At 68.8% G+C, this 20,142-nt stretch carries 14 protein-coding genes, 1 pseudogene and 1 riboswitch; of the genes and pseudogenes, 5 read left to right on the top strand and 10 right to left on the bottom strand.

All coding sequences use genetic code 11. The features are described from left to right. Positions 1 to 163 precede the first annotated feature (163 nt). Complete coding sequence (locus tag ACFHWS_RS27350) at positions 164 to 1,105, bottom strand: helix-turn-helix domain-containing protein (RefSeq protein ID WP_416569452.1); 942 nt, start codon at positions 1,103 to 1,105, stop codon at positions 164 to 166. A gap of 604 nt (positions 1,106 to 1,709) precedes the next feature. After that, positions 1,710 to 2,918 (bottom strand): HEAT repeat domain-containing protein, encoded by a 1,209-nt coding sequence (locus ACFHWS_RS27345; RefSeq protein WP_416569451.1) that lies wholly within the window; start codon positions 2,916 to 2,918, stop codon positions 1,710 to 1,712. A gap of 462 nt (positions 2,919 to 3,380) precedes the next feature. Here ACFHWS_RS27345 and ACFHWS_RS27340 point away from each other — a divergent pair, with 462 nt between their 5' ends. From ACFHWS_RS27340 to ACFHWS_RS27325, 4 genes are all read left to right on the top strand, one after another. Further along, on the top strand, positions 3,381 to 4,721 hold the full coding sequence (locus ACFHWS_RS27340; RefSeq protein WP_281551665.1) for an ABC1 kinase family protein: 1,341 nt from the start codon (positions 3,381 to 3,383) through the stop codon (positions 4,719 to 4,721). Positions 4,722 to 4,779: 58 nt separating this feature from the next. Then, positions 4,780 to 5,796 (top strand): DUF1702 family protein, encoded by a 1,017-nt coding sequence (locus ACFHWS_RS27335; RefSeq protein ID WP_416569450.1) that lies wholly within the window; start codon positions 4,780 to 4,782, stop codon positions 5,794 to 5,796. A gap of 154 nt (positions 5,797 to 5,950) precedes the next feature. Continuing rightward, positions 5,951 to 6,161, top strand: a riboswitch (cobalamin riboswitch). Between the two features lie 140 nt (positions 6,162 to 6,301). Further along, positions 6,302 to 8,647 carry a ribonucleoside-diphosphate reductase subunit alpha gene (locus ACFHWS_RS27330; protein WP_416569449.1) on the top strand — a complete coding sequence of 782 codons (2,346 nt, stop codon included), beginning with the start codon at positions 6,302 to 6,304 and terminating at the stop codon, positions 8,645 to 8,647. Further along, positions 8,644 to 9,756: a ribonucleotide-diphosphate reductase subunit beta gene (locus ACFHWS_RS27325; RefSeq protein WP_416569448.1), complete on the top strand. Its 1,113-nt coding sequence runs from the start codon at positions 8,644 to 8,646 to the stop codon at positions 9,754 to 9,756. Before ACFHWS_RS27330 ends, ACFHWS_RS27325 begins: the two co-directional genes overlap by 4 nt. 49 nt (positions 9,757 to 9,805) lie before the next feature. Here the strand turns inward: ACFHWS_RS27325 and ACFHWS_RS27320 are convergent, their stop codons facing one another. The 6 genes from ACFHWS_RS27320 to ACFHWS_RS27295 form a co-directional block, all read right to left on the bottom strand. Then, positions 9,806 to 11,122, bottom strand: coding sequence for an aspartate aminotransferase family protein (locus ACFHWS_RS27320; protein WP_416569447.1), 1,317 nt, complete (start codon positions 11,120 to 11,122; stop codon positions 9,806 to 9,808). Then, positions 11,119 to 12,477 carry an aminotransferase class III-fold pyridoxal phosphate-dependent enzyme gene (locus tag ACFHWS_RS27315; protein WP_416569446.1) on the bottom strand — a complete coding sequence of 453 codons (1,359 nt, stop codon included), beginning with the start codon at positions 12,475 to 12,477 and terminating at the stop codon, positions 11,119 to 11,121. The genes ACFHWS_RS27320 and ACFHWS_RS27315 overlap by 4 nt, the downstream gene beginning before the upstream one ends. Next, positions 12,477 to 14,042, bottom strand: a complete 1,566-nt coding sequence (locus ACFHWS_RS27310) for an aldehyde dehydrogenase family protein (RefSeq protein WP_416569445.1) — start codon at positions 14,040 to 14,042, stop codon at positions 12,477 to 12,479. The genes ACFHWS_RS27315 and ACFHWS_RS27310 overlap by 1 nt, the downstream gene beginning before the upstream one ends. A gap of 248 nt (positions 14,043 to 14,290) precedes the next feature. After that, positions 14,291 to 15,202, bottom strand: coding sequence for a glycine betaine ABC transporter substrate-binding protein (locus tag ACFHWS_RS27305; protein ID WP_416569444.1), 912 nt, complete (start codon positions 15,200 to 15,202; stop codon positions 14,291 to 14,293). Positions 15,203 to 15,368: 166 nt separating this feature from the next. Then, positions 15,369 to 16,256, bottom strand: a complete 888-nt coding sequence (locus ACFHWS_RS27300) for an ABC transporter permease (protein WP_416557281.1) — start codon at positions 16,254 to 16,256, stop codon at positions 15,369 to 15,371. Then, a complete protein-coding gene (locus ACFHWS_RS27295) occupies positions 16,253 to 17,587 on the bottom strand; it encodes a quaternary amine ABC transporter ATP-binding protein (RefSeq protein ID WP_416557282.1) in 1,335 nt (444 codons plus the stop codon). The genes ACFHWS_RS27300 and ACFHWS_RS27295 overlap by 4 nt, the downstream gene beginning before the upstream one ends. 1,110 nt (positions 17,588 to 18,697) lie before the next feature. Between ACFHWS_RS27295 and ACFHWS_RS27290 the strand changes: the two genes are divergently transcribed. Then, positions 18,698 to 19,399, top strand: coding sequence for a hypothetical protein (locus ACFHWS_RS27290; RefSeq protein WP_416569443.1), 702 nt, complete (start codon positions 18,698 to 18,700; stop codon positions 19,397 to 19,399). 134 nt (positions 19,400 to 19,533) lie between these two features. Here the strand turns inward: ACFHWS_RS27290 and ACFHWS_RS27285 are convergent. Both ACFHWS_RS27285 and ACFHWS_RS27280 read right to left on the bottom strand, forming a co-directional pair. Then, positions 19,534 to 19,662: pseudogene (locus ACFHWS_RS27285) on the bottom strand (helix-turn-helix domain-containing protein); the annotation flags it as partial. Positions 19,663 to 19,682: 20 nt separating this feature from the next. Beyond that, positions 19,683 to 19,826: a hypothetical protein gene (locus ACFHWS_RS27280; RefSeq protein ID WP_289211320.1), complete on the bottom strand. Its 144-nt coding sequence runs from the start codon at positions 19,824 to 19,826 to the stop codon at positions 19,683 to 19,685. Positions 19,827 to 20,142 lie beyond the last annotated feature (316 nt).

Raw genomic sequence — 20,142 nt, 5'->3', positions numbered from 1 at the left:
CGGGCAGCGACACGCCGAAAGTCGTCACCCGCCCACGGCCGACTTTGATACACGCCCTAGGTCTCGACCGACCATCGGGGATGGTAGCTGCCAGCGTCATCGGGGCAGGGCAGGCTCGCACCGAGCCGGCCCTGCCCCGTGTCCTCGGATCGTCGTACGCGGCTCAGGCCGGGGTGCCGGCGCTCGCACAGCCGGTCGAGCACCCGCCGGCGTCTACGCTGCCCGGTGCCGCCCGGTCCAGGACGAGCCGGAGCAGCGCGGGGGTCAACTCCACGGGCGGATCGATCGGCCGCGGCCGTCTCAGGGCGATCTGAAAGGCCCGAACCGAGCCGCCGTCTCTAATCACAATCGGACTCCCGGACAGCCCGATGAAGTCTGCGGGTACCGCCGGCCGGGCTAGCACGTCGGTCAGCCGCGCGCCAGGGTGGAAGCCCAGCGCCACCGCCCGATAGGTGCCGTCGGGCATCGGCGCGATCCGGGTGAGGCGGTTCGTCCGCAGCACGCTGTATCCGACGGGTGTGTCGGCGTCAGTTTCGGCGTCGGATCGGAACATGGCCAGCACCGCGCAACCGCCCTCTGCCGGGCCGCCGGTCACCGTGCCGACCGGGCCAGGGGCGGTGAGCCCGTTGTCGAGGTGGGTGACGAGATCGATGAGCCGGACTCTGCCGAACGAGGCGAGGGCCACCCGGAAGCGGCGCGGCGACATACCAGTGAGTTTGCTGAATTGACCGATGAAGGTGCCAAGGCTGGAATATCCCACCTCGATGCAGATCTCGGTTACGCTCAGGTCCGTTGTCAACAGCAGCCGCCGGGCCTCGGCCATTCTGAGTGCGGCCAGGAAACGGGCCGGAGTAGTGGACGTCAGGTAACGAAAAACGCGGTGGAAATGAAATGGGCTCAGTAGTGCGGCCTGGGCGATGTCGGATAGGCGCTGCGGCTCGGAGAGGTTCTCGGTCATGTACGCGACGGCGCGTGCGACCGAATCGATCCGGGCGCTGTCGGTTGGGCTGCCGAGGCAAGCTGTCACGGCGGTGCATGCGGCGATTTGAGTGCAGCCCATGCAATTTGCTCCCTGTTTTACCGACGAGACCGTGGCGATTGTCATGAATGTGCCTCCTCTTTTTCCGGGCAGGGCCTGGGCGATGGCGTGGTTGCTCGTTTCATCGCCTGCTCTGCGTCCGGACCTGGCCACCGGTCGCCTCATGGTTGAGGTCGGGGCGAGGGTCTCGAGGCTTGCCTGGCCGGAGCAAGCCATACGGATCGGTCGTCGCCTGACCGGGTGGGCTGAGTTGGATGTCAGTCAACACCGCGCCTAGCCCTCGTAATAGATGGAATCTTGCTAATGGCTACTGCTGTGCAAGCGAATCAGAAGGTGTCGAGGCATCGACTCCCGTGGTGGTCGTGAACCCGCGGGGTGGGGATGTTCGGCTGGGCCGGGTGCCTGCGCGCAAGCTTCATCGAGTTCCCGTCGACAGTTGATATTCGCAGGTCACGCCGCTCCTGTCGGTTGAAAGTCGGGGTAACTCCCGAGGAGTGGGCCCGCTTTCGACCGGTGGCAGTCCGTGTCAATACTGGCGATAAGGACCAACATGCTGATAGTTCCCCCGAGGTGGTTTATTCGGGTATCGGCTTGGGTGCAACCGCGTGGTGCCCGACGACAGGAACCGGGGCGGGCGACGTCGCCCGCCCCGGTCGTGGGGAAATCCTGGTCAGTTCATCCAGTTGGTACGCGGGCAGAACTGCACGCCTTCGATGTCGGCGACACCGTCCTGGTCGGAGTCCACGTCACCGTCACGGGTCGAGTAGATGTCGAGCGAGTTCGCGTCGATGGCGCCGTCGCCGTTCCAGTCGACCAGCTTGCCCTTGAAGGTTCCGACGATGAAGGCATTGGCCAGCGGCCCGGTCGGGGTGTCCAACGTTCCCAGGATGCTGTTGCCGGGGAACAGGACATCCTCCAGCGAGCTGCCCCGCATCGTGTCGAAGTTGAGGTAGCCCCAGGTGTGCACTCGCCCGCGGACGTAGCGGATCGCCGGCTCGCCCTTGATCAGCATGTTCGGGTCCAGCGTCCATTCACCGGAGCGCTTGGCCGCGACCATCTCGTTGCGGTGACCCAGCGAGTCGTCGTCGGCCCGTCCGGAGAGGAAGACCGGACGCAGCCCTCGCGATTCGAAGTAGAAGCTGCCACGACCGGCGTTGGCGTGGTTGGTCAGGCCGCGGAACACGAAGTTCTCGGTGTGCGGCGAACCGTCCTCATGCAGGCCGTCGAGGGTCTTGCTGATGATCAGCTTCTGGTTCCGGGTGTCGACGTTCGGGCATGCGTGCGCCTGCCCGTAGCTGCGTGCCAGGCCCTGCGGCGAGAGAGTGATCTTGCCCCAGTTGCGGCCGCTTTCGTCCAACGCGACGTAGACGTCGCAGTGGATGTTCAGCAGGATGGTTTCGTCGAACGTCCGACTCGAGTCGTAGGTGAACGACCGGTTGTCGAACGACGGCAGGCCGGTGCGCAGTTCCGAACCGAACAGCCGGGCCCACTCGCCGACATCCGGGTCGTCGTCGTTGGCGTGCCGGTCCAGCACGCGCAGCGCATCGGTGCCGCCGATCTTCTCCAGGGCCCAGAGCGCGTTCCACCGGACCTGCCGGTCGGAGTCGTTGGCGACCGCCTCGGCGAGCAGGTCGACGGCACCGCTGAGCCGCCGGTCCATCGCCTGGTACAGCGACTGCTCCCGGATCATCGGGTCCCGGTGGTGCAGGGCCTCGTACTCGACCTGCTCGTCAGTGCGAGCGTCGAGCCGGACCGCGCCGCGCTCCAGCATGTCGCCGAACTCGCTGTTGAGTAGCGCGGGATCGCCCTCGAGGTAGTGCTCCCACTCCGGAGCGCTTCCAGCGCCGCCGGTGGTGGCGCTGACCGATTGAAGCGTCATTCTCACATCACCCTTTCTCTGGTGTGGCTGTCGTGGTGCCGGACCTATTCAGATGGCGGCGCGTTTCGGAAGCAGAAACTGATCGTTCGCTTACCGCCCTCGAGAACCGCGTCGAGCTGCGTGAGCGGTTCCGACTAAGTGGTTGACGTGACTTGTGCGCGCCGGTGGAGTCGAGGCACTCCGATGCGGGGAGGTCTCGCCGGTCGCTGCTTCGCCGACCGGTGCACCGGTTGCGCGCTGACACCAGATTTCGCCATCGCCGTGCTGGCCGTCCAGTACTGGACGGTGAGCTAGCAAGAACGCAGAAACAGCGGCGGTTCGAGGCGCCGGGATAGCTGTCTGGCGGTGGATCAGCCGAGAATTTGCCCATCTCTGTCGTGGCCGTATGGGAGATCGGCGACGCAACCCTAGCCTGATCCGCGACGACCTCGAGAACGGTCGTCACGACCAGGAGGAGGAACAATGCCGTTCTCGCTTGCCTTCATCAGCCAGGGCGCGCACCGTCGACCGCGTCGGCCGATCCGCCATCATCCGGCGGTCCGGGTGCTCACGATCTGCGGTCACCTGACGCGCATCGTCCTTCGGGCTGCGGTCGCACTCAGCGGGGCCGGTTTGCGGGGACGTCTAGCCGACCGGTACGCCTGGCAGCGGTTGGCCGGTGACCTGCTCGCCGACGCGGCCGAGCGACTCGGTCCGACGTACATCAAATTCGGTCAGATCCTCGCCACCCGGGTCGACGTCGTCCCACCCGCGGTGGCCGCGCGGCTTGGTCGGCTGTTCGACAAGGTCACACCGCCGTCGATCCGGCCGCCGATCACCGGGAGCGTCGGTGCCGCACTCGATGGCGGTGTCGGTGGTCTGCGGCGAGTAGCCGCAGGTAGCGTCGCGGTGGTCTACCGGGGCCGGCTCCGAACCGGAGAACAGGTCGCGGTGAAGGTGATCAGGCCCGGGATCGATGCCGTGATCGACACGGATCTCGCGCTGTTACGCGTGGCCGCCCGCGGCGTCAGCACGCTGCCCAGGTTTCGGCGCGCACCACTGGTGGAACTCGTCGACCAGCTCGGTGCCGCGATACGTCGGCAGCTCGACCTGTGCGCCGAGGCTGATGCGTTGCGCCGGCTCCGCCGAAACCTGGCGCATCTCGATGGGGTACGGGTGCCCAGCGTGTACCGCGAACTGTCGGACCGGACGGTGCTGGTGACCGAATACCTGTCGGACATCCGCCTCAGCCTCCCCGCCGCGCCTCCGCAGACGGCCCTGGTGACAGCCATGCGGGCAGCCTTCCAGATGGTCTTCGTTGACGGATTCGTGCACTGTGACCTGCACCCCGGCAACCTACATCTGGCAGCGCACCGGGTGACCGTGCTCGACGCCGGCTTCGTTCACGAGCTCACCCCGATCGCCCGGCGGGCCTTCGCGGAGTTCTTCCAGGCGATGGCGTCCGGCGCGGGTGACCGGTGCGCCGAAATTCTCCTGGCCACGGCCGACCGGGTCGAGCCCCCGGCAGACCTCGTCGGGTTCCGCTGCGACATCGCGGCGCTGGTGGTCGCGGCGGCTGGCCGGCCCGCAGGTGAATTCAACCTTGCGGATTTCGCATACCGGATGTTCGCCGCCCAACGCACGCGCGGCCTCTACGCAGATGTCCAGTTCGTCTATCCGATCTTGGCGCTTCTCGTTTTGGAAGGTCGGGTGCGCCAGCACGCGCCGGACGTCGATTTTCAGCGGGTGGCCATGCCCTACGTGCTGCGGGCGCTGGCTGACACCGTCTCGCTGCCGGGCTGGCGGCCGTCGCCGACCCGATAGCCAGCGAACCGCGGCGTTCGCAAAGTCGGAGAAGATCGGCGGCACCCGGTTCCAGACGATGGGTACATCGCTACCAGATCGAACATCCTGGAGTCGTAACATGCCGTGCTCATGGCGATCACTGCGCCGCCGACTGCTGACCCTCACCCCGGACGGGACGGTGGCCGTCCGTCGTGGAACTGGCCTGGCTGACACCACTACCCGAAGCGTCTTCGAGATGGTGGACCGCACGGTACAGGCCGGCTTCGACGCGGCCCTGGACTCGACCAGCGTCGGCGAGCTGGAGGTTCGGTTGGACCGCACCGCGCGGGACTTCAAAAGCTTCGCGTACGAGGGGGCCGCGGCGGCGTACGCGATGCTCGACGCGGTGGCCCCGACCCGGACCCGTCGGGTGGGCCGACTGCTGACTGGACGCGGCGCGGCACATCGCTTCCTGATCTACTTCGGGGTCGGGCGGGCGATAGGCCGGCTGCCCCGGTTCCGGTGGCGGTCGGTGTTGCCCGCCGACCCGGTGCTGCACTGGCTGGCAGTCGATGGCCTCGGCTTTCACCGGGCGACCCTCGACCCGATCAGGCATGTTCGCCAGCAGTACCGGGCCGACGTGGCGGGATGGCCGCACGGAGACTTCCGGCACTACCTGGATCGCGCGCTTGACCAAGGCACCGGCCGGGCGATGTGGTTCGTGGAGGGTGCCGACGTCGATCGGGTGATCGCGACCGTCGGGCGGTTCCCGGCCGACCGTCACGACGATCTGGTCAGCGGCGTCGGTTACGCGGCGACCTACACCGGCGGGGTGAGTGAGCCGGCGCTGCGTCGGCTGTGGCAACTCAGCGGCGAGCATCGCTCCTTCCTGGCTCAGGGCGCGGCTTTCGCCGCGCTGGCTCGCGACCGGGCAGGGCTGGTCAACGCGCACACGCGGACGGCGGTGGCCGTGCTGTGCGGCACCAGCGTCGAACAGGCGGCCGACATCGCTGAACGATCGGAGACCGATCTGTCACCGGACGGTGCGCTGCCGAGTTACGAGGTCTGGCGACAGCGGATCGCTGACCGGTTCACCTCCCGCAGCCGTCGCTAGTACCCCGACGAGGAGGGTGCCGAGCACCGCCCCGGACAGGCCCCATAGCACGCTTCTCACCCGACGGTTCCTCCTCCGCGTACCCGGTGCGACCCGACGCCGCGACACGCCGAACACAGTATCTGGTGTTGCGTCTTCTAGCTTGCTCCCATATATGGTGTACCCCGCAGCTGGTTCGGCCGCCCCTCGGTGGTGGTCGAGGCAAGAGGGAACCCGGTGTGAGTCCGGGACTGCCCCGCAGCGGTGAGTGGGAACGACCGCCGTCACCAAGCACTGGACCCGCGGCGGGTCCGGGAAGCGACGGCCAGTAGGTACAAGCACGACGCCCACGAGTCCGAAGACCTGCCAGCGTGCCGCACGCGTCGCGTGCGGTGGTCGAAGGCCGCGCGGGACGGCCGACGCCGACGACCGGTCCACACCGGCGGAGCAGACCGCCAGGTGGGCGACCGGTGGCGTCCTCCCCGTGTGTCCGTCGACCGGTGGACAGGCACGACAAGGGGAACCGATGCAGGTACGCAAGCGCAACGGCGACACCGAACCGGTGGACGTCAACAAGATCGTCAAGGCGGTCGAACACTGGGTCGCCGACCTGGCCGAGGTCGACCCGCTGCGGGTGGCGACCCGGACGATCAGCGGACTGTACGACGGGGCGACAACCGCCGAGCTGGACAAACTGTCCATCCAGACGGCGGCGGAGCTGATCGGCGAGGAGCCGCAGTACTCGAAACTGGCGGCCCGGCTGCTCGCCGCCTACGTGGACAAGGAGGTCCGCGGCCAGCAGGTGGCCAGCTTCAGCCAGTCCATCCGCTACGCCCACGGCCTAGGGCTGATCGGCGACGACACCGCCGCGTTCGTGGCCCGCAACGCCCGCAAACTCGACGACGCCGTCGACGGCGACGGCGACGGCGACCTGCGCTTCGAGTACTTCGGGCTGCGTACGGTGGCCGACCGCTACCTGCTGCGGCATCCGCAGACCCGGCTGGTGGTGGAGACGCCACAGTACTGGCTGCTGCGGGTGGCATGCGGGCTGTCCCAGACGCCGGCCGAGGCGGTCGACTTCTACCGGCTGATCTCCAGCCTGGCCTATCTGCCCAGCTCACCGACCCTGTTCAACTCGGGCACCCGGCACACCCAGATGTCGTCGTGCTTCCTGGTCGACTCGCCGCGCGACGAGCTCGACTCCATCTACGAGCGCTACCACCAGGTGGCGAAGCTGTCGAAGTTCTCCGGCGGGATCGGCATCTCCTGGTCGCGGATCCGTGGCCGGGGCGCGCTGATCCGGGGCACCAACGGCAGGTCGAACGGCATCGTGCCGTTCCTCAAGACGCTCGACGCCGGGGTCGCGGCGGTCAACCAGGGTGGCCGCCGCAAGGGCGCCGCCTGCGTCTACCTGGAGCCGTGGCATCCGGACGTCGAGGAGTTCCTGGAGCTGCGGGACAATACCGGTGAGGACGCCCGGCGTACCCACAACCTGAACCTGGCCAACTGGATCCCGGACGAGTTCATGCGCCGGGTCGAGGCGGACGCCGACTGGTCGCTGATCGACCCGTCCGACGCACCGGAGCTGCCCGACCTGTTCGGCGAGGCGTTCGACGAGGCGTACCGGGCGGCGGAGAAGAAGGCGGTCCGGACGGTCAAGGCCCGCGACCTGTACGGGCGGATGATGCGCACCCTGGCGCAGACCGGCAACGGGTGGATGACGTTCAAGGACGCCGCGAACCGGTTGTCCAACCAGACCGGTGAGCCGGGCAACACGATCCACCTGTCCAATCTGTGCACCGAGATCCTGGAGGTCAACAGCGACGACGAGACCGCCGTGTGCAACCTCGGGTCGATCAACCTCGGCGCGCACGTCACTGCCGACGGCGTCGACTGGGACAGGCTGCGCGCCACGGTCCGTACCGCTGTGGTGTTCCTCGACCGGGTGATCGACATCAACTACTACCCGGCGGCGCAGGCGGCGGCGTCGAACCCGCGCTGGCGGCCGGTAGGGCTGGGGCTGATGGGCCTGCAGGACGCGTTCTTCACGCTGCGGCTGCCGTTCGACTCGGCGCCGGCCCGGGAGTTGTCCACCCGCGTCCAGGAGGAGGTCTTCCTGACCGCGCTGGAGACCTCCGCCGGGCTGGCCGAACGGTTCGGCCCGCATCCGGCGTACGCCGAGACCCGGGCCGCCCGGGGCGAGCTGCACCCGGACCTGTGGGGTGCCGAGGTCGGCCAGCCCGAGCGGTGGGCCCGGCTGCGGTCGACGATCGCCGCGCACGGTCTGCGGAACTCGCTGCTGGTCGCGATCGCGCCGACCGCGACGATCGCCTCGATCGCCGGCTGCTACGAGTGCATCGAGCCGCAGGTGTCCAACCTGTTCAAACGCGAAACCATGTCCGGGGAGTTCCTGCAGATCAACACCTACCTGGTCGGCGAGCTGAAGGCGCGCGGGCTGTGGACGGCACTGGTCCGGGAGCAGATCAAGCGGGCCGAGGGGTCGGTGCAGGGCGTCGCGGACCTGCCCGCCGATGTGCGGGAGCTGTTCCGTACCGCATGGGAGCTGCCGCAACGGGCGCTGATCGACCTGGCCGCCGCCCGTGCGCCGTACGTCGACCAGTCGCAGTCACTGAACCTGTTCCTCAGCGCGCCGACCATCGGCAAGCTGTCCTCGATGTACCTGTACGCCTGGAAGTCCGGGCTGAAGACCACCTACTACCTGCGGTCGCGCCCGGCGACCCGGATCCAGCAGGCCACCGTCGGCATCGCGCCGACCGCCGGGCCGACCCCCGGGCCAGTCATCGCGACCAGCGACGACGAGGCGTCGGCCTGCTCCCTGGAAAACCCCGAAACCTGTGAGGCCTGCCAGTGACCACCGTCTCCGAAACCGCCACCGTCTCCGAAACCGCCACCGTCTCCGAAACCGCCACCGCCACCGCGACCGCCGCCGCCAGCGACGCGACGACCGGCGCGGATCGGCGGCAGCTGCTGCTCGACCCCGGCATGGATCTGACCCTGCGGCCGATGCGGTATCCGCAGTTCTTCGACCGGTTCCGGGACGCGATCAAGAACACGTGGACGGTGGAGGAGGTCGACCTGCACTCCGACCTGCCGGACCTGGCCAGGCTGTCGCCGGCCGAGCGGCATCTGGTGTCCCGGCTCGTCGCGTTCTTCGCCACCGGCGACACCATCGTCGCGAACAACCTGGTGCTCAACCTCTACCAGCACGTCAACTCCCCGGAAGGCCGGCTCTACCTGTCCCGGCAACTGTTCGAGGAGGCGGTGCACGTCCAGTTCTACCTGAACCTGCTGGACACCTACGTGCCGGACGAGCGGGAGCGGTTCGCGGCGTTCGCGGCGGTGGAGAACATTCCGTCGATCGCCCGTAAGGCCGAGTTCTGTTTCAGGTGGATCGACTCGATCTTCGAGCTGCGGGAGCTGCATAGCCGCGCCGACCGGCGGGCCTTCCTGCTCAACCTGATCTGCTTCGCCGCCTGCATCGAGGGATTGTTCTTCTACGGCGCCTTCGCGTACGTGTACTACCTGCGTTCCCGGGGGCTGCTGCACGGTCTCGCCTCGGGCACCAACTGGGTGTTCCGGGACGAGTCGATGCACATGGCGTTCGCCTTCGACGTGGTGGACACGGTCCGCGCCGAGGAGCCGGAGCTGTTCGACTCCGAGATGGAGGAGCAGGTCAGGCAGATGCTGGCCGAGGCGGTGGAGTGCGAGGTGCAGTTCGCCGCGGACCTGCTCGACCAGGGCGTGTCCGGGATGTCGTTGGCCGACATGCGGGAGTATCTGCAGCACGTCGCCGACCGGCGGCTCGCGGTGCTCGGCATCGAGCCGATGTACGGGTCGAAGAACCCGTTCGCGTTCATGGAGCTGCAGGACGTGCAGGAGCTGTCCAACTTCTTCGAGCGGCGGGTGTCGGCGTACCAGGTCGGGGTGACCGGCTCGGTGACCTTCGACGACGACTTCTGACCCGCGTCCCGGCTCGGGCCGGCGGGGCCGGCTGTTCCGCGAAGGTCGGCTACCCCGCCTCGGCCCGCTCCGTCACGGTGCGGATCGCCGCCGCCGTACCGACCGCGATCTCCTCGACCTCGTCGGCGGAGACGACCAGCGGCGGGCCGAGCAGGATCACGTCACCGTCGACGCCGTCAACGCAGCCGGTGCCGCTGTAGAGCAGCAGACCGGCGTGCCGGGCGGCGGCGACGACCCGTTCGGCGACCCGGGAGGTACGGCCGAACGGCCGCGCGGTCTGCCGGTCGGCTACCAGTTCGACGCCGACCAGCAGACCGCGACCGCGGACGTCCCCGACGTACGGTGAGTCGGCCAGCTCCCGGCGCAGGGCCCGGCGCAGCGACTCGCCGGCCCGCCGGCCGGCCGCGACGAGGTCGCGCTCGCGCAGCACCCGCAGCACCGCCCGGCCGGTGGCCGCGCCGACCAGGTGGTGCGAGTAGGTGAAGCCGTGGGTGAAACCGGTGCGCGCGATCGTGTCGTGCACCGGGCCGGCGGCGACGGCCAGCCCCAGCGGCCAGTAGCCCGAGCTGGCTCCCTTCGCCGCGACCAGGATGTCCGGGCGTACCCCCCAGTGGTCGACGCCGAACCAGGTGCCGGTGCGGCCGAAGCCGGTCATCACCTCGTCGGCGATGAGCAGCACCCCGTACCGGCGGCAGACCTCGGCGACGGCCGGCCAGTAGTCGTCCGGTGGGACGCAGGCACCCAGCCCGGCCCCGGCGATCGGCTCGGCGATGAACGCCGCGACCGGCCGGGCCCGGCACAGTTCGGCCAGCGCCGCCGCGTGCCGCGCCCCGCAGCCGACCGGATGGGTGTCCGGGAACGGGCAGCGGTACTCGTACGGGGTCGAGGTGTGCACCGCCTGCCCCAGCCACGGCAGGTACGGCGCACGCAGCCCGGCCCGGCCGGAGACGTCCAACGCGCCCCGGGAATTACCGTGGTAGGAGCCGACCCGGCCGACGACGAGGTGCCGGTCCTCTCCCCGGGCCAGGTGGTAGGCGCGGGCCATCTTCAGCGCGGTCTCCACCGCCTCGCTGCCGCCGGAGACCGGGAAGACCAACGGATCGTCCATCGGCAGTACGGCCGCGAGCTCGGCGGCGTACTCCTCCAGCACGTCGGCGCGGAACATCGAGCCGTGCGCGTACGCGACCGCGCCGGCCTGCTCGGCCTGCGCCCGGACCACCTCGGTGACGCCGTGACCGACGCCGACGACGATCGCCCCGGCGGCGGCGTCGAGATAGCGCTTGCCGGTGGTGTCCCACAGCTGCGCGCCGGACGCCGAGGCGATCCGTGGCGCGTCGTCGGACACCCGGCCGAAGACGTGGCTCATCCCGGTACGGTGACCGCCCCGCCGGCTGGGGCCTTTCCGTTGCCGGCGGCCTGACCGTCGGCGGCGACCTCGGCGACGGCGGCGCCGAACAGCCGCAGACCGGTCTGCGCCTGGGCCCGGGTGATCACCAGCGGTGGCGACATCCGTACCGCGTTGACGCCGGCCTCCAGCACCAGCAGGCCGCGAGTGAAGGCCGCCTGCTGCACCTGGCCGGCGATCTCGCTGGTGGGGAACTCGACGCCGATCATCAGGCCGACCCCGCGTACGTCGACGAGCAGCCGCGGGTACGCCTGCTGCAGCTCGCGCAGCCCGGCGAGCAGGAACTCACCCTGCGCGGTGGCGTTGTCCAGCAGGCTCTCGTCCTGGATGACCCGCAGGGTGGCGAGGCCGGCGGCGCACGGCACCGGGCTGCCGCCGTAGGTGGAGCCGTGCGCGCCCGGACCCCACGCCTCCATCAGCTCGGCTCGGGCCAGGAACGCGCCCAGCGGCAGGCCGGAGGCGATGCCTTTCGCGCTGATCAGGATGTCCGGCTGTACGCCAGTGTGCTCGATCGCCCACATCCGGCCGGTGCGGCCCATGCCGCACTGCACCTCGTCGGCGACGAGCAGGATCCCGTGCTGGTCGCAGATGCGCCGTAGCCGGGCGAGCCAGCCGGCCGGCGGCACGATGAAGCCGCCCTCACCCTGGATCGGTTCGACGAAGATCGCCGCGACCTCGCTCGGATCCACCTGGTGCTCGAACAGCACCTCCTCGATGAAGTCCAGCGACGCCGGGGCGTAGGGCGCGTGCAGCACGCCGGGCAGCAGCGGGCCGAATCCCTTGTGGTACTTGGACTTCGACCCGGTCAGCGTCATCGCCCCGTAGGTGCGGCCGTGGAACGATCCGTAGAAGCTGATCACGTACTGCCGGCCGGTGGCGTACCGGGACAGCTTCAGCGCGCCCTCGACCGCCTCGGCCCCGGAGTTGGTCAGGAAGACCCGTACCGGGCCGTGCATCGGTGCGGTCTCGGCCAGCGCCTGGCACATCTGTCCGTACATCGGCAGGTAGAAGTCGCTGGCCGAGTAGTGCAGCAGGGTCGCGGCCTGCTGCTGCACCGCCTCGACGACGCTCGGGTGGCAGTGGCCGGTGGAGGTGACGGCGATCCCGGCGTTGAAGTCGAGGAACAGGTTGCCGTCGACGTCCTCGACGACGGTACCGTGGCCGCGCCGGGGCGCGATCGCGTAGGCGCGGGGCAGCGACGGGCTGGTCACCGCCCGGTCGCGGGCCAGCACTTCGCGGGCCTGCGGTCCGGGCAGTTCGGTGATCAGGTGCGGTTGCGGGCGGTCCGGGTCGAACCAGTCGGGGGTCGTTGTCATCAGGCCACCACCGTCTGCGACTGCTCGCGGAGGAACTGCTGCAGGTAGTACGGGCCGCCGCCGGCCTTGCCGGTGCTGCCGGAGCCCTTCCAGCCGCCGAACGGCTGCACCCCGGGCCAGGCGCCGGTGGTGGCGCCGGCCGGCCGGTTGACGTAGACGACGCCGGCTTCGATCCGGTCGAGGAAGTGGTCGATCTCGCCCTGGTCGGTGGAGAAGAACCCGGCGGTCAGGCCCAGCGGCACGCTGTTGGCCCGGTCCAGGCCCTCGTCGACCGAGTCGACCGGGCTGACCGCAACGAACGGCACGAACAGCTCGCGCTGGAAGAGGTCGTCGTCGGGCGGTACGTCGGCGACGACGGCCGGTGCCAGGTAGTAGCCGTCGGGGCGGCCGTCGACCCCGGCGAGCACCTGGCCGCCGGTGACCACCCGGCCGACGGTCGCGGCGTGTGCGACGGCCTCGCCGTAGCGGCGTACGGCGGCGGCGTCGATGACCGGACCGAGGTACGTGTCACGGGCCAACGGGTCGCCGACGACCAGCGACTCGGCCCGCTCGGCGAGTCGGGTGACGAACTCGTCGTGGAGTTCCCGCGCCACGTACACCCGGGAGCAGGCCGAACACTTCTGGCCGGAGAAGCCGAACGCGGAGCGGGCGACGCCGGAGACCGCCCGGTCCAGGTCGGCCCGGGCCGAGACGATGGCGGCGTTCTTGCCGCCCATCTCGCAGACGACGGGCCTCGGGTACGCGCCGGTGAACGCCCGGATGATTGACATGCCGGTCTCGTACGATCCGGTGAAGGTGAGGCCGCCGACGCCGGGGTGCGCCACCAGTGCCCGGCCCGGGTCGTCGCCGCCGGGGAGGAAGTGCGCGACCCCGTTCGGCAGCCCGGCGTCGACCAGGCACTCGAAGAACTTCCAGGCCGAGAAGGTGCCCTGCAGGCTGGGCTTGAGGACGAGGGTGTTGCCGGCGACCAGTGCCGCGCCGGCCGGCCCGGCGGTCAACGCCATCGGGAAGTTGAACGGGCTGATCACCGCCCAGACCCCGTACGGCTTGAGCACGCTGCGGGTGGATTCGTTGGCGGCGATGGTCGCCATCGGCTGGTCGAAACCGTGATGCTTGTCGTACATGTCGCAGTAGTAGCGGATCAGGTCCGCCGATTCCTCGACGTCGCCGAGCGCCTCCAGCCGGTTCTTGCCGACCTCCATGCTCATCAGCGCGGCGTACTCGTTGGAGCGCTCGCTGATCAGATCGGCCGCCCGGCGCAGCACCGCGACCCGGTCCGGCCACGGGGTCGCGGCCCAGCCGGGCGCGGCGGCGCGGGCGGCGGTGACCGCCGCGTCGACGTCCTGGTCGGTGGCGGCGGTGACGGTGGCCAGTTTGAGCGTCACGTCGCCGGGGCTGACCAGCTCGGCCGGGTCGACCCCGGGCCGGGCGGTGCCGTCGACCACCGGGGTGAGGCGCTGGCCCAGCCAGGCCCGCGCCCGGTCCGCGCCGTCCTCGTACGCCGTGTGCAGGTCCTCGTTGTCAGCGGACAGGGTCGCGTAGGTGACCCGGAAGCGTGCGGCCACGGAAAACTCCTTTCGGCGGGACGGCACCCCGGTGAGGGGTGGCAAAAATTCCAGACATCATCGCTTCATGCAGGAAAATCTACTGCGCACCGCGCATCAGAAGCAAGAACTTCTCCACCGAGCAGCGCTGCTGCCGGCCTGCCGGAGGCTGCTGCCGGGCTTACGACAGACGGGACCGGGGTGCCCGGACCGGCCGTCAGGCCAGCCCGGACACCCCGGTCCGCGGTGTTTCGGTCAGTCGTTCCGGGTCAGGAGACACCCAGGGTGGACAGGTAGTCCGGGTTCTCCGACAGCCACGCCTCGACCGCGGCCGGCTCGTCACCCTCGTGCACGTTGAACATCAGGTCCTCCAGCGAACCGAGCTGCTGGTCGTCCATCTGGAACTTCTCCAGCATCGCGGTCACCTCGGGGAAGTCCGCGCTGAACCCGGTCCGGGCCAGCGTGGTGATCTCCTCGGCGGTACCCAGGGTGCCCTCCGGGTCGGCCAGGTCCTTCAGCTCGTAGTTCGAGTAGGCCCAGTGCGGGTGCCACAGGGTCACCACGATCGGCTCCTCGTCGCCGATCGCGCTCTGCAGCGCGGCGAGCATCGCCGGGGTGGACGAGGTCCGCAGCTCGTAGTCGTCCAGCCCGTAGGTCGGCATGACGTTGTCCTGGGTGGCGGCGGTCAGACCGGCACCCGGCTCGATGCCGATAATTTCGTTGTTGAACAGCTCGGCGTTGTCGGCCAGGTCCGCCAGCGAGTCCACCCCGTCGACGTAGGCGGGGACGGCGATGCTCAGGCTGGCGTTGTCGTACCAGACCCCGATCGTCTCCAGGTCGCCGCTGTACTCCTCCATGTAGGAGGCGTGCGTCTGCGGCAGCCAGCCGTCCAGGAACAGGTCGATGTCGCCGGAGGCCAGACCGGAGTAGACCACGCCGGCTTCGACGTTGGTCAGCTCGACCTCGTACCCCTCGGCCTCAAGGATGTTCTGCCACAGGTAGGAGGCGGCGATCGCCTCGTCCCAGGCCATGTAGCCGATGGTGATGCTCTTGTCGACGGCGTCGGAACCGTTGTCGCTGCCGGTGTCGCTGTCGGCGTCGCTACCGCAGGCGGCGACTCCCAGGGCCAGGGCGGCGGTGGCCGCCACTGCGGCCCGGCGTAGCGGGTTGTTGCGGAACATTCGTTGTCGTCCTTCCATCGTGTTGCCCTACACCGGCGTACTCGCGGCAGCGAGGCAGGGCGCCGGCACCGGTGACCCTCCCTGCGGGATCTCGGTTCGGATACGGTGCAGCTCTGGTTCGGTTTCGGGCCGGCCCGGTCTCGGCCGGCCCGGTCGGACTTGCGGGTCAGGCTTCCTGCAGCGCCCGCTGGGCCTTCGCCGACCGGGTACGGGCCCCGATCGAGTCGGTCAGCCGGTCGAGCACCACCGCCAGGATCACCACGGCCATGCCGCCTTCGAAGCCCTGGCCGACCTGGAGCCGGGCGAGTGCGGTGTTGATCACTTCGCCGAGGCCGCCGGCCCCGACCATCCCGGCGATGACGACCATCGACAACGCCAGCATGATCACCTGGTTGACCCCCTGCATGATGGTCGGCAGGGCGAGCGGCAGCTTGGTACGGAGCAGGACCGCCCAGGGCGACGCGCCGAACGCCTCACCGGCCTCGATCACCTCGCGGTCGATCTGTCGCAGGCCCAGCTGGGTCAGCCGGACCCCCGGCGGCATACTGAACACCACCGTAGCGATCACCCCGGGAACGGCGCCAATGCCGAAGTAGAAGATCGCCGGGATCAGGTAGACAAACGCCGGCAACGTCTGCATCAGGTCGAGCACCGGACGGGTCACCGCCGCCGCCCGCTGGTTCTCCGCGATCAGGATCCCGAGCGGGACCGCTATCGCCAGCGACAGAGCACTCGCCACCAGCACCAACGCCAGCGTACTCATGGTCTCTTCCCAGTAGGGCATGCCGGCGACGATGCCGAGCCCGACGGCGGTGCCGATGCCGAACTTCCACCCGCGCAGCCACCAGCCGAGCGCCGCGAAGATCAGCACCACGACGATCGCCGGCGGTGCGAGCAGTACGTCGACCAGGGGATCCACCAGCGACTCGACGAATGTCGAGATCCCGTCGAAGAGCGCACCCAGGTACTCGGTCGTCCAGTCGACGACGGCCTCGAACGCCGAGCCGATCTTGACGTACGGGAGGATGCTGTCAATGCCGTCAGCGGCGTTCATGAACGGTCTCCCTCCGGGCTCAACACTGCATCAGCCGGGGCCGCCTGATCGGGGACTGTCGCGGTGATGGTGCCCACCTCGCTGGTGCTGGTCGGCTCGGCGTCGTCGCCGGTGCCGTCGCTGGTCCCGTTGCCGGCGTCGCTGCCGATGCTGCCGAGCGCGGTGAGCAGGGTGATCCGGGGGATCACGCCGGCGAGCCGGCCAGTGGCGTCGGTCACCGCGAGCGGGTGCGAACTTTCCGCACAGGGGGTGAACAACTCGGCGACCGGGGTGTCTTCCCCGGCGACCCGGACGTGGTCGGTGGTCACCACGTCCTGCAGGTTCCGCCGGCCGTCGCGGACCGCCTGGTCGACGACGTCGTCGGAGACCGTGCCGAGGAACTGCTTGTTTTTTCCTGTGACATAGATCGCGGAGGTCTGGGTCTCCCGGAGGATCCGGGCGGCGACCCGGGGACCGGAGTTGACGTCGACGACGCCGAGCGGTCGCTCCATCACCGATGAGGCGGTGAGGATGCGGGTACGGTCGACGTCCGCCACGAACTGCGCGACGTAGTCGTTCGACGGGTCGGTGAGGATCTCCTCGGCGGTACCGAGCTGGACGATCCGGCCGGAGCGCATCACGGCGATCCGGTCACCGAGGCGCATCGCCTCGTTGAGGTCGTGGGTGATGAAGACGATCGTCTTGCCGAGCTGAGCCTGCAGGTCCAGCAACTGGTCCTGCACCTCGCGGCGGATCAGCGGGTCGAGGGCGGAGAACGCCTCGTCCATCAGCATGATGTCGGTGCCGGCCGCCAACGCCCGGGCCAGGCCGACCCGCTGACGCATCCCGCCGGACAGCTCCTGGGGCAGTTTGTCCGCCCAGCGGTCCAGACCGACCAGGCGCAGTGCCTCCATCGCCCGCTCCCGCCGCTCGGCGCGGGGCAGCCCGGCCGCCTCCAGCGCGTAGCCGGCGTTCTCCAGCACCGAGCGGTGCGGCAGCAGCGCGAAGTGTTGGAAGACCATGCTGACCTTCTCGCGGCGTAGCTTGCGCAGCGCGGCCGGCTTGAGCTTGGTGAGGTCGACGCCGTCGATCTCGACCGAGCCGCCGGTCGGGGTGAGCAGGCCGTTCAGCATCCGGATCAGGGTGGACTTCCCGGACCCGGAGAGCCCCATCACGACGAAGATCTCGCCGGGCCGGACCTCGAAGTTGGCGTCGACGACGGCTGCGGTGGCGCCGCCCAGGTTCGCCGGAGCATCGGGTTGGCTGGTTTTGAGGCGCTCGAGCGCCTTGTCAGCACGTTTGCCGAAGATTTTGTACAACGATTTCACGACGATTGCGGACACGATCTCCATTCCAACGAATGTCGTGACGCTGGTCCCAATCGACGCACACGGCAGGTGTTCATCGACCGAAATCGAGTCGTCGGACGGTCGGTGGGCAAGTCAAACCAGGTCTGTGGTGGGGGTTTGCACTCGACCATACCCGACGGTCTGCCACGAACGAAAAACATCCCCGTACGGGATGTTTCGGACATCTCGCACGGGGTGTCTGGGGGCGGTGCTGCCATTCCAGCTGTTCCATTGTCGACGGTATCGCCACCGAATCAGGTATATGTGCTGGCGGTACGGCAAAGCACACGCCGCGCTCGTTGGCCCGAAATGCGAGGTATGACGAGGAACCTCCGGTTATCCCGGGGTAGAGCCCCTGACCTGCGGCGGCAACGCCCAAGGACGCCCGGCGGAGGGCCCATGCTCGCAGGTCGCCGCACCTCGCCTCATAGACCTGGATAACAATCCGTCGGTAACTGGGTGGGCCACTGCTGATCTGCGGAATAAGCGGCGGGAGCGACGGTTCGGATTGAATACAAACTTTTGACAGTGAATCAATTATCGAGTTTCGTAGAATGTGCTGGCAGGATATGGGGAGTGTGGCTCCGAAGAAGGGCGGGGTCGATCCCGGTCGAGGGCCGCTGCTCGATCGTCTCGAATGGTCGGTGCAAATGAGCGGGCAGGGGTTTGCGTGGCGATGAGCGCGCTGTCGTCTCTGAGCCGCCACCGCCCTGCCCCGCCCTGCCCCTTGCCTCTGCGGCTCTGCCCCCTGCCTCTGCCGCCCTGGCGCCGCGCCCGATGAGCCCCCCCCGCGAGGCCGCTGCCTCCGACTACTTCCCGACCCACAAGCCGTGCTGGCCCACTTGCACTTCGCAGCCCGAAGGCGGTTCTGGAGATGGGCATCTTGAACGCGCCGTGATCCCAATCTGGTGGATGATCGTCACGTCGGTGATCGACAGTATCCCTGGCCGGCGGCATCGTCTGGTGATGATCACTGCGGGCGCATTGTCCCCGTCGAACGGCAGAATCCTGCGGTGGATGCTCACCGCCGGCGGAGCCGGGATCGGCATGGTCGATCCGGTCTTTTGCCTGACTGTCCCGCATAAACGGGCAAAACCGCCTATAGTTCTGTCTATGCTTAGTACTCGGGCGAGAATCCGGCACGCCATCGGTGACCAGCGGGTCATCCGTGTCCAACGGCTCGTGGCACCTGTCGTGCGCCGCAACCTGACCCTGCTGGCCAGGGTCTACGACACCGACAAGGGTCGCGGACACGGCTACGCCGCGCTGTACGAGCGGCATCTCGGCGACCTCCGCGACCGCCCGATCAACCTGCTCGAAATCGGCATCGGCGGCTACGACTCCACCACCTGGGGAGGTTCGTCGCTGCGCACCTGGCGGGACTACTTCCAGCGTGGCCAGATCCACGGCCTCGACATCGCCGAGAAGCAGATCGACGAGCCGCGAATCCACGTTCACCGCGGCGACCAGTCCGACCAGACCTACCTGCGGGAGCTCGGGCGCCGGTACGGGCCATTCGACGTCGTCATCGACGACGGTAGCCACGTCAACGCGCACATCCGGGCATCGTTCGACGCACTCTTCGTCGACCACGTGCGACCGTCGGGCTTCTACATCATCGAGGACATGTCGACGGCCTACCTCGACGAGTACGGCGGCGGCCCGCCCGGAGACCAAGGCACATCCGTCGGACTCGTCCAGAGCCTCTGCGACGATGTGAACGGACGGCACTGGGCCGGGTGGCACGGACGGCCCGCCCTACCCGTGCGGGCCGTCCACGTCTACGAGAAGATCGCCTTCGTCCAGCACGGCTGACCACCGGCGGAGCTGCCGTGGACATCGACGACGCGGCGGCGGTCAGCCGAGTCCCTTGACGCCCGGATAAGCCGTGTCCGAAGGAATCTGTACGGCGGTACCTGCGGCGGAGGTAGAGGGGTGGTACACCCGCAGCGGATGCCGCGTTCGACCTTGTCGACCCACGAGTGGGGTTTGCCGATCCGGTCGGCGAAGACCTGCTGGGTCAGGCCACGCCGGGCGCGCAGTTGGGCGATCCGCCGGCCGATGGGCTGGTCGGCGATGCGGTGGCGGCCGGGCGCGGTCATCGGTGCATGCTCCGGTGGATGGCCTCGGTGGTCGCGCCGCAGCGGGGGCACCACCGGGACTTGACGCGGAACGCGAACAGGCCGAGGAGGAAGCCGGGCATCAGGCCGGCGAAGACGATCGGTAGCAGTCTGGCGATCACGAGCACTCACCTTCTGGCGGGGGCCGGAATCGGATTCGGGTCATCGCCGGAATCCGATGTGCCCAGTTGACCTCAGTCGGGTGGTGACAGGAGGAGGTGCGCGTGGTGCGGATCAGTGTCGGAGCAGCCTGCCGGACACCAGGTCCGCTACCGTGCGTGAAAGCGACCACTACGGGTGAAGGGTCGATGCGGTGGCGGTCAGCGGGGACGGGATCACGCGCTTGTTGGCCGAGGCGGGCTGGCAGCCTGAGCAGTCGGGCCTGTAGGGAGATCTGTGTAACGGATGTCAGTAGAAGTCCGTTATGACCGGTGGGTG

It is taken from the genome of Micromonospora sp. LOL_013 (genome assembly GCF_048060315.1).
Classification (GTDB): Bacteria; Actinomycetota; Actinomycetes; order Mycobacteriales; family Micromonosporaceae; genus Micromonospora_E.
The sequence above is the reverse complement of the archived record's forward strand: the minus strand, read 5'-3'. Positions and strand labels throughout refer to the sequence as shown.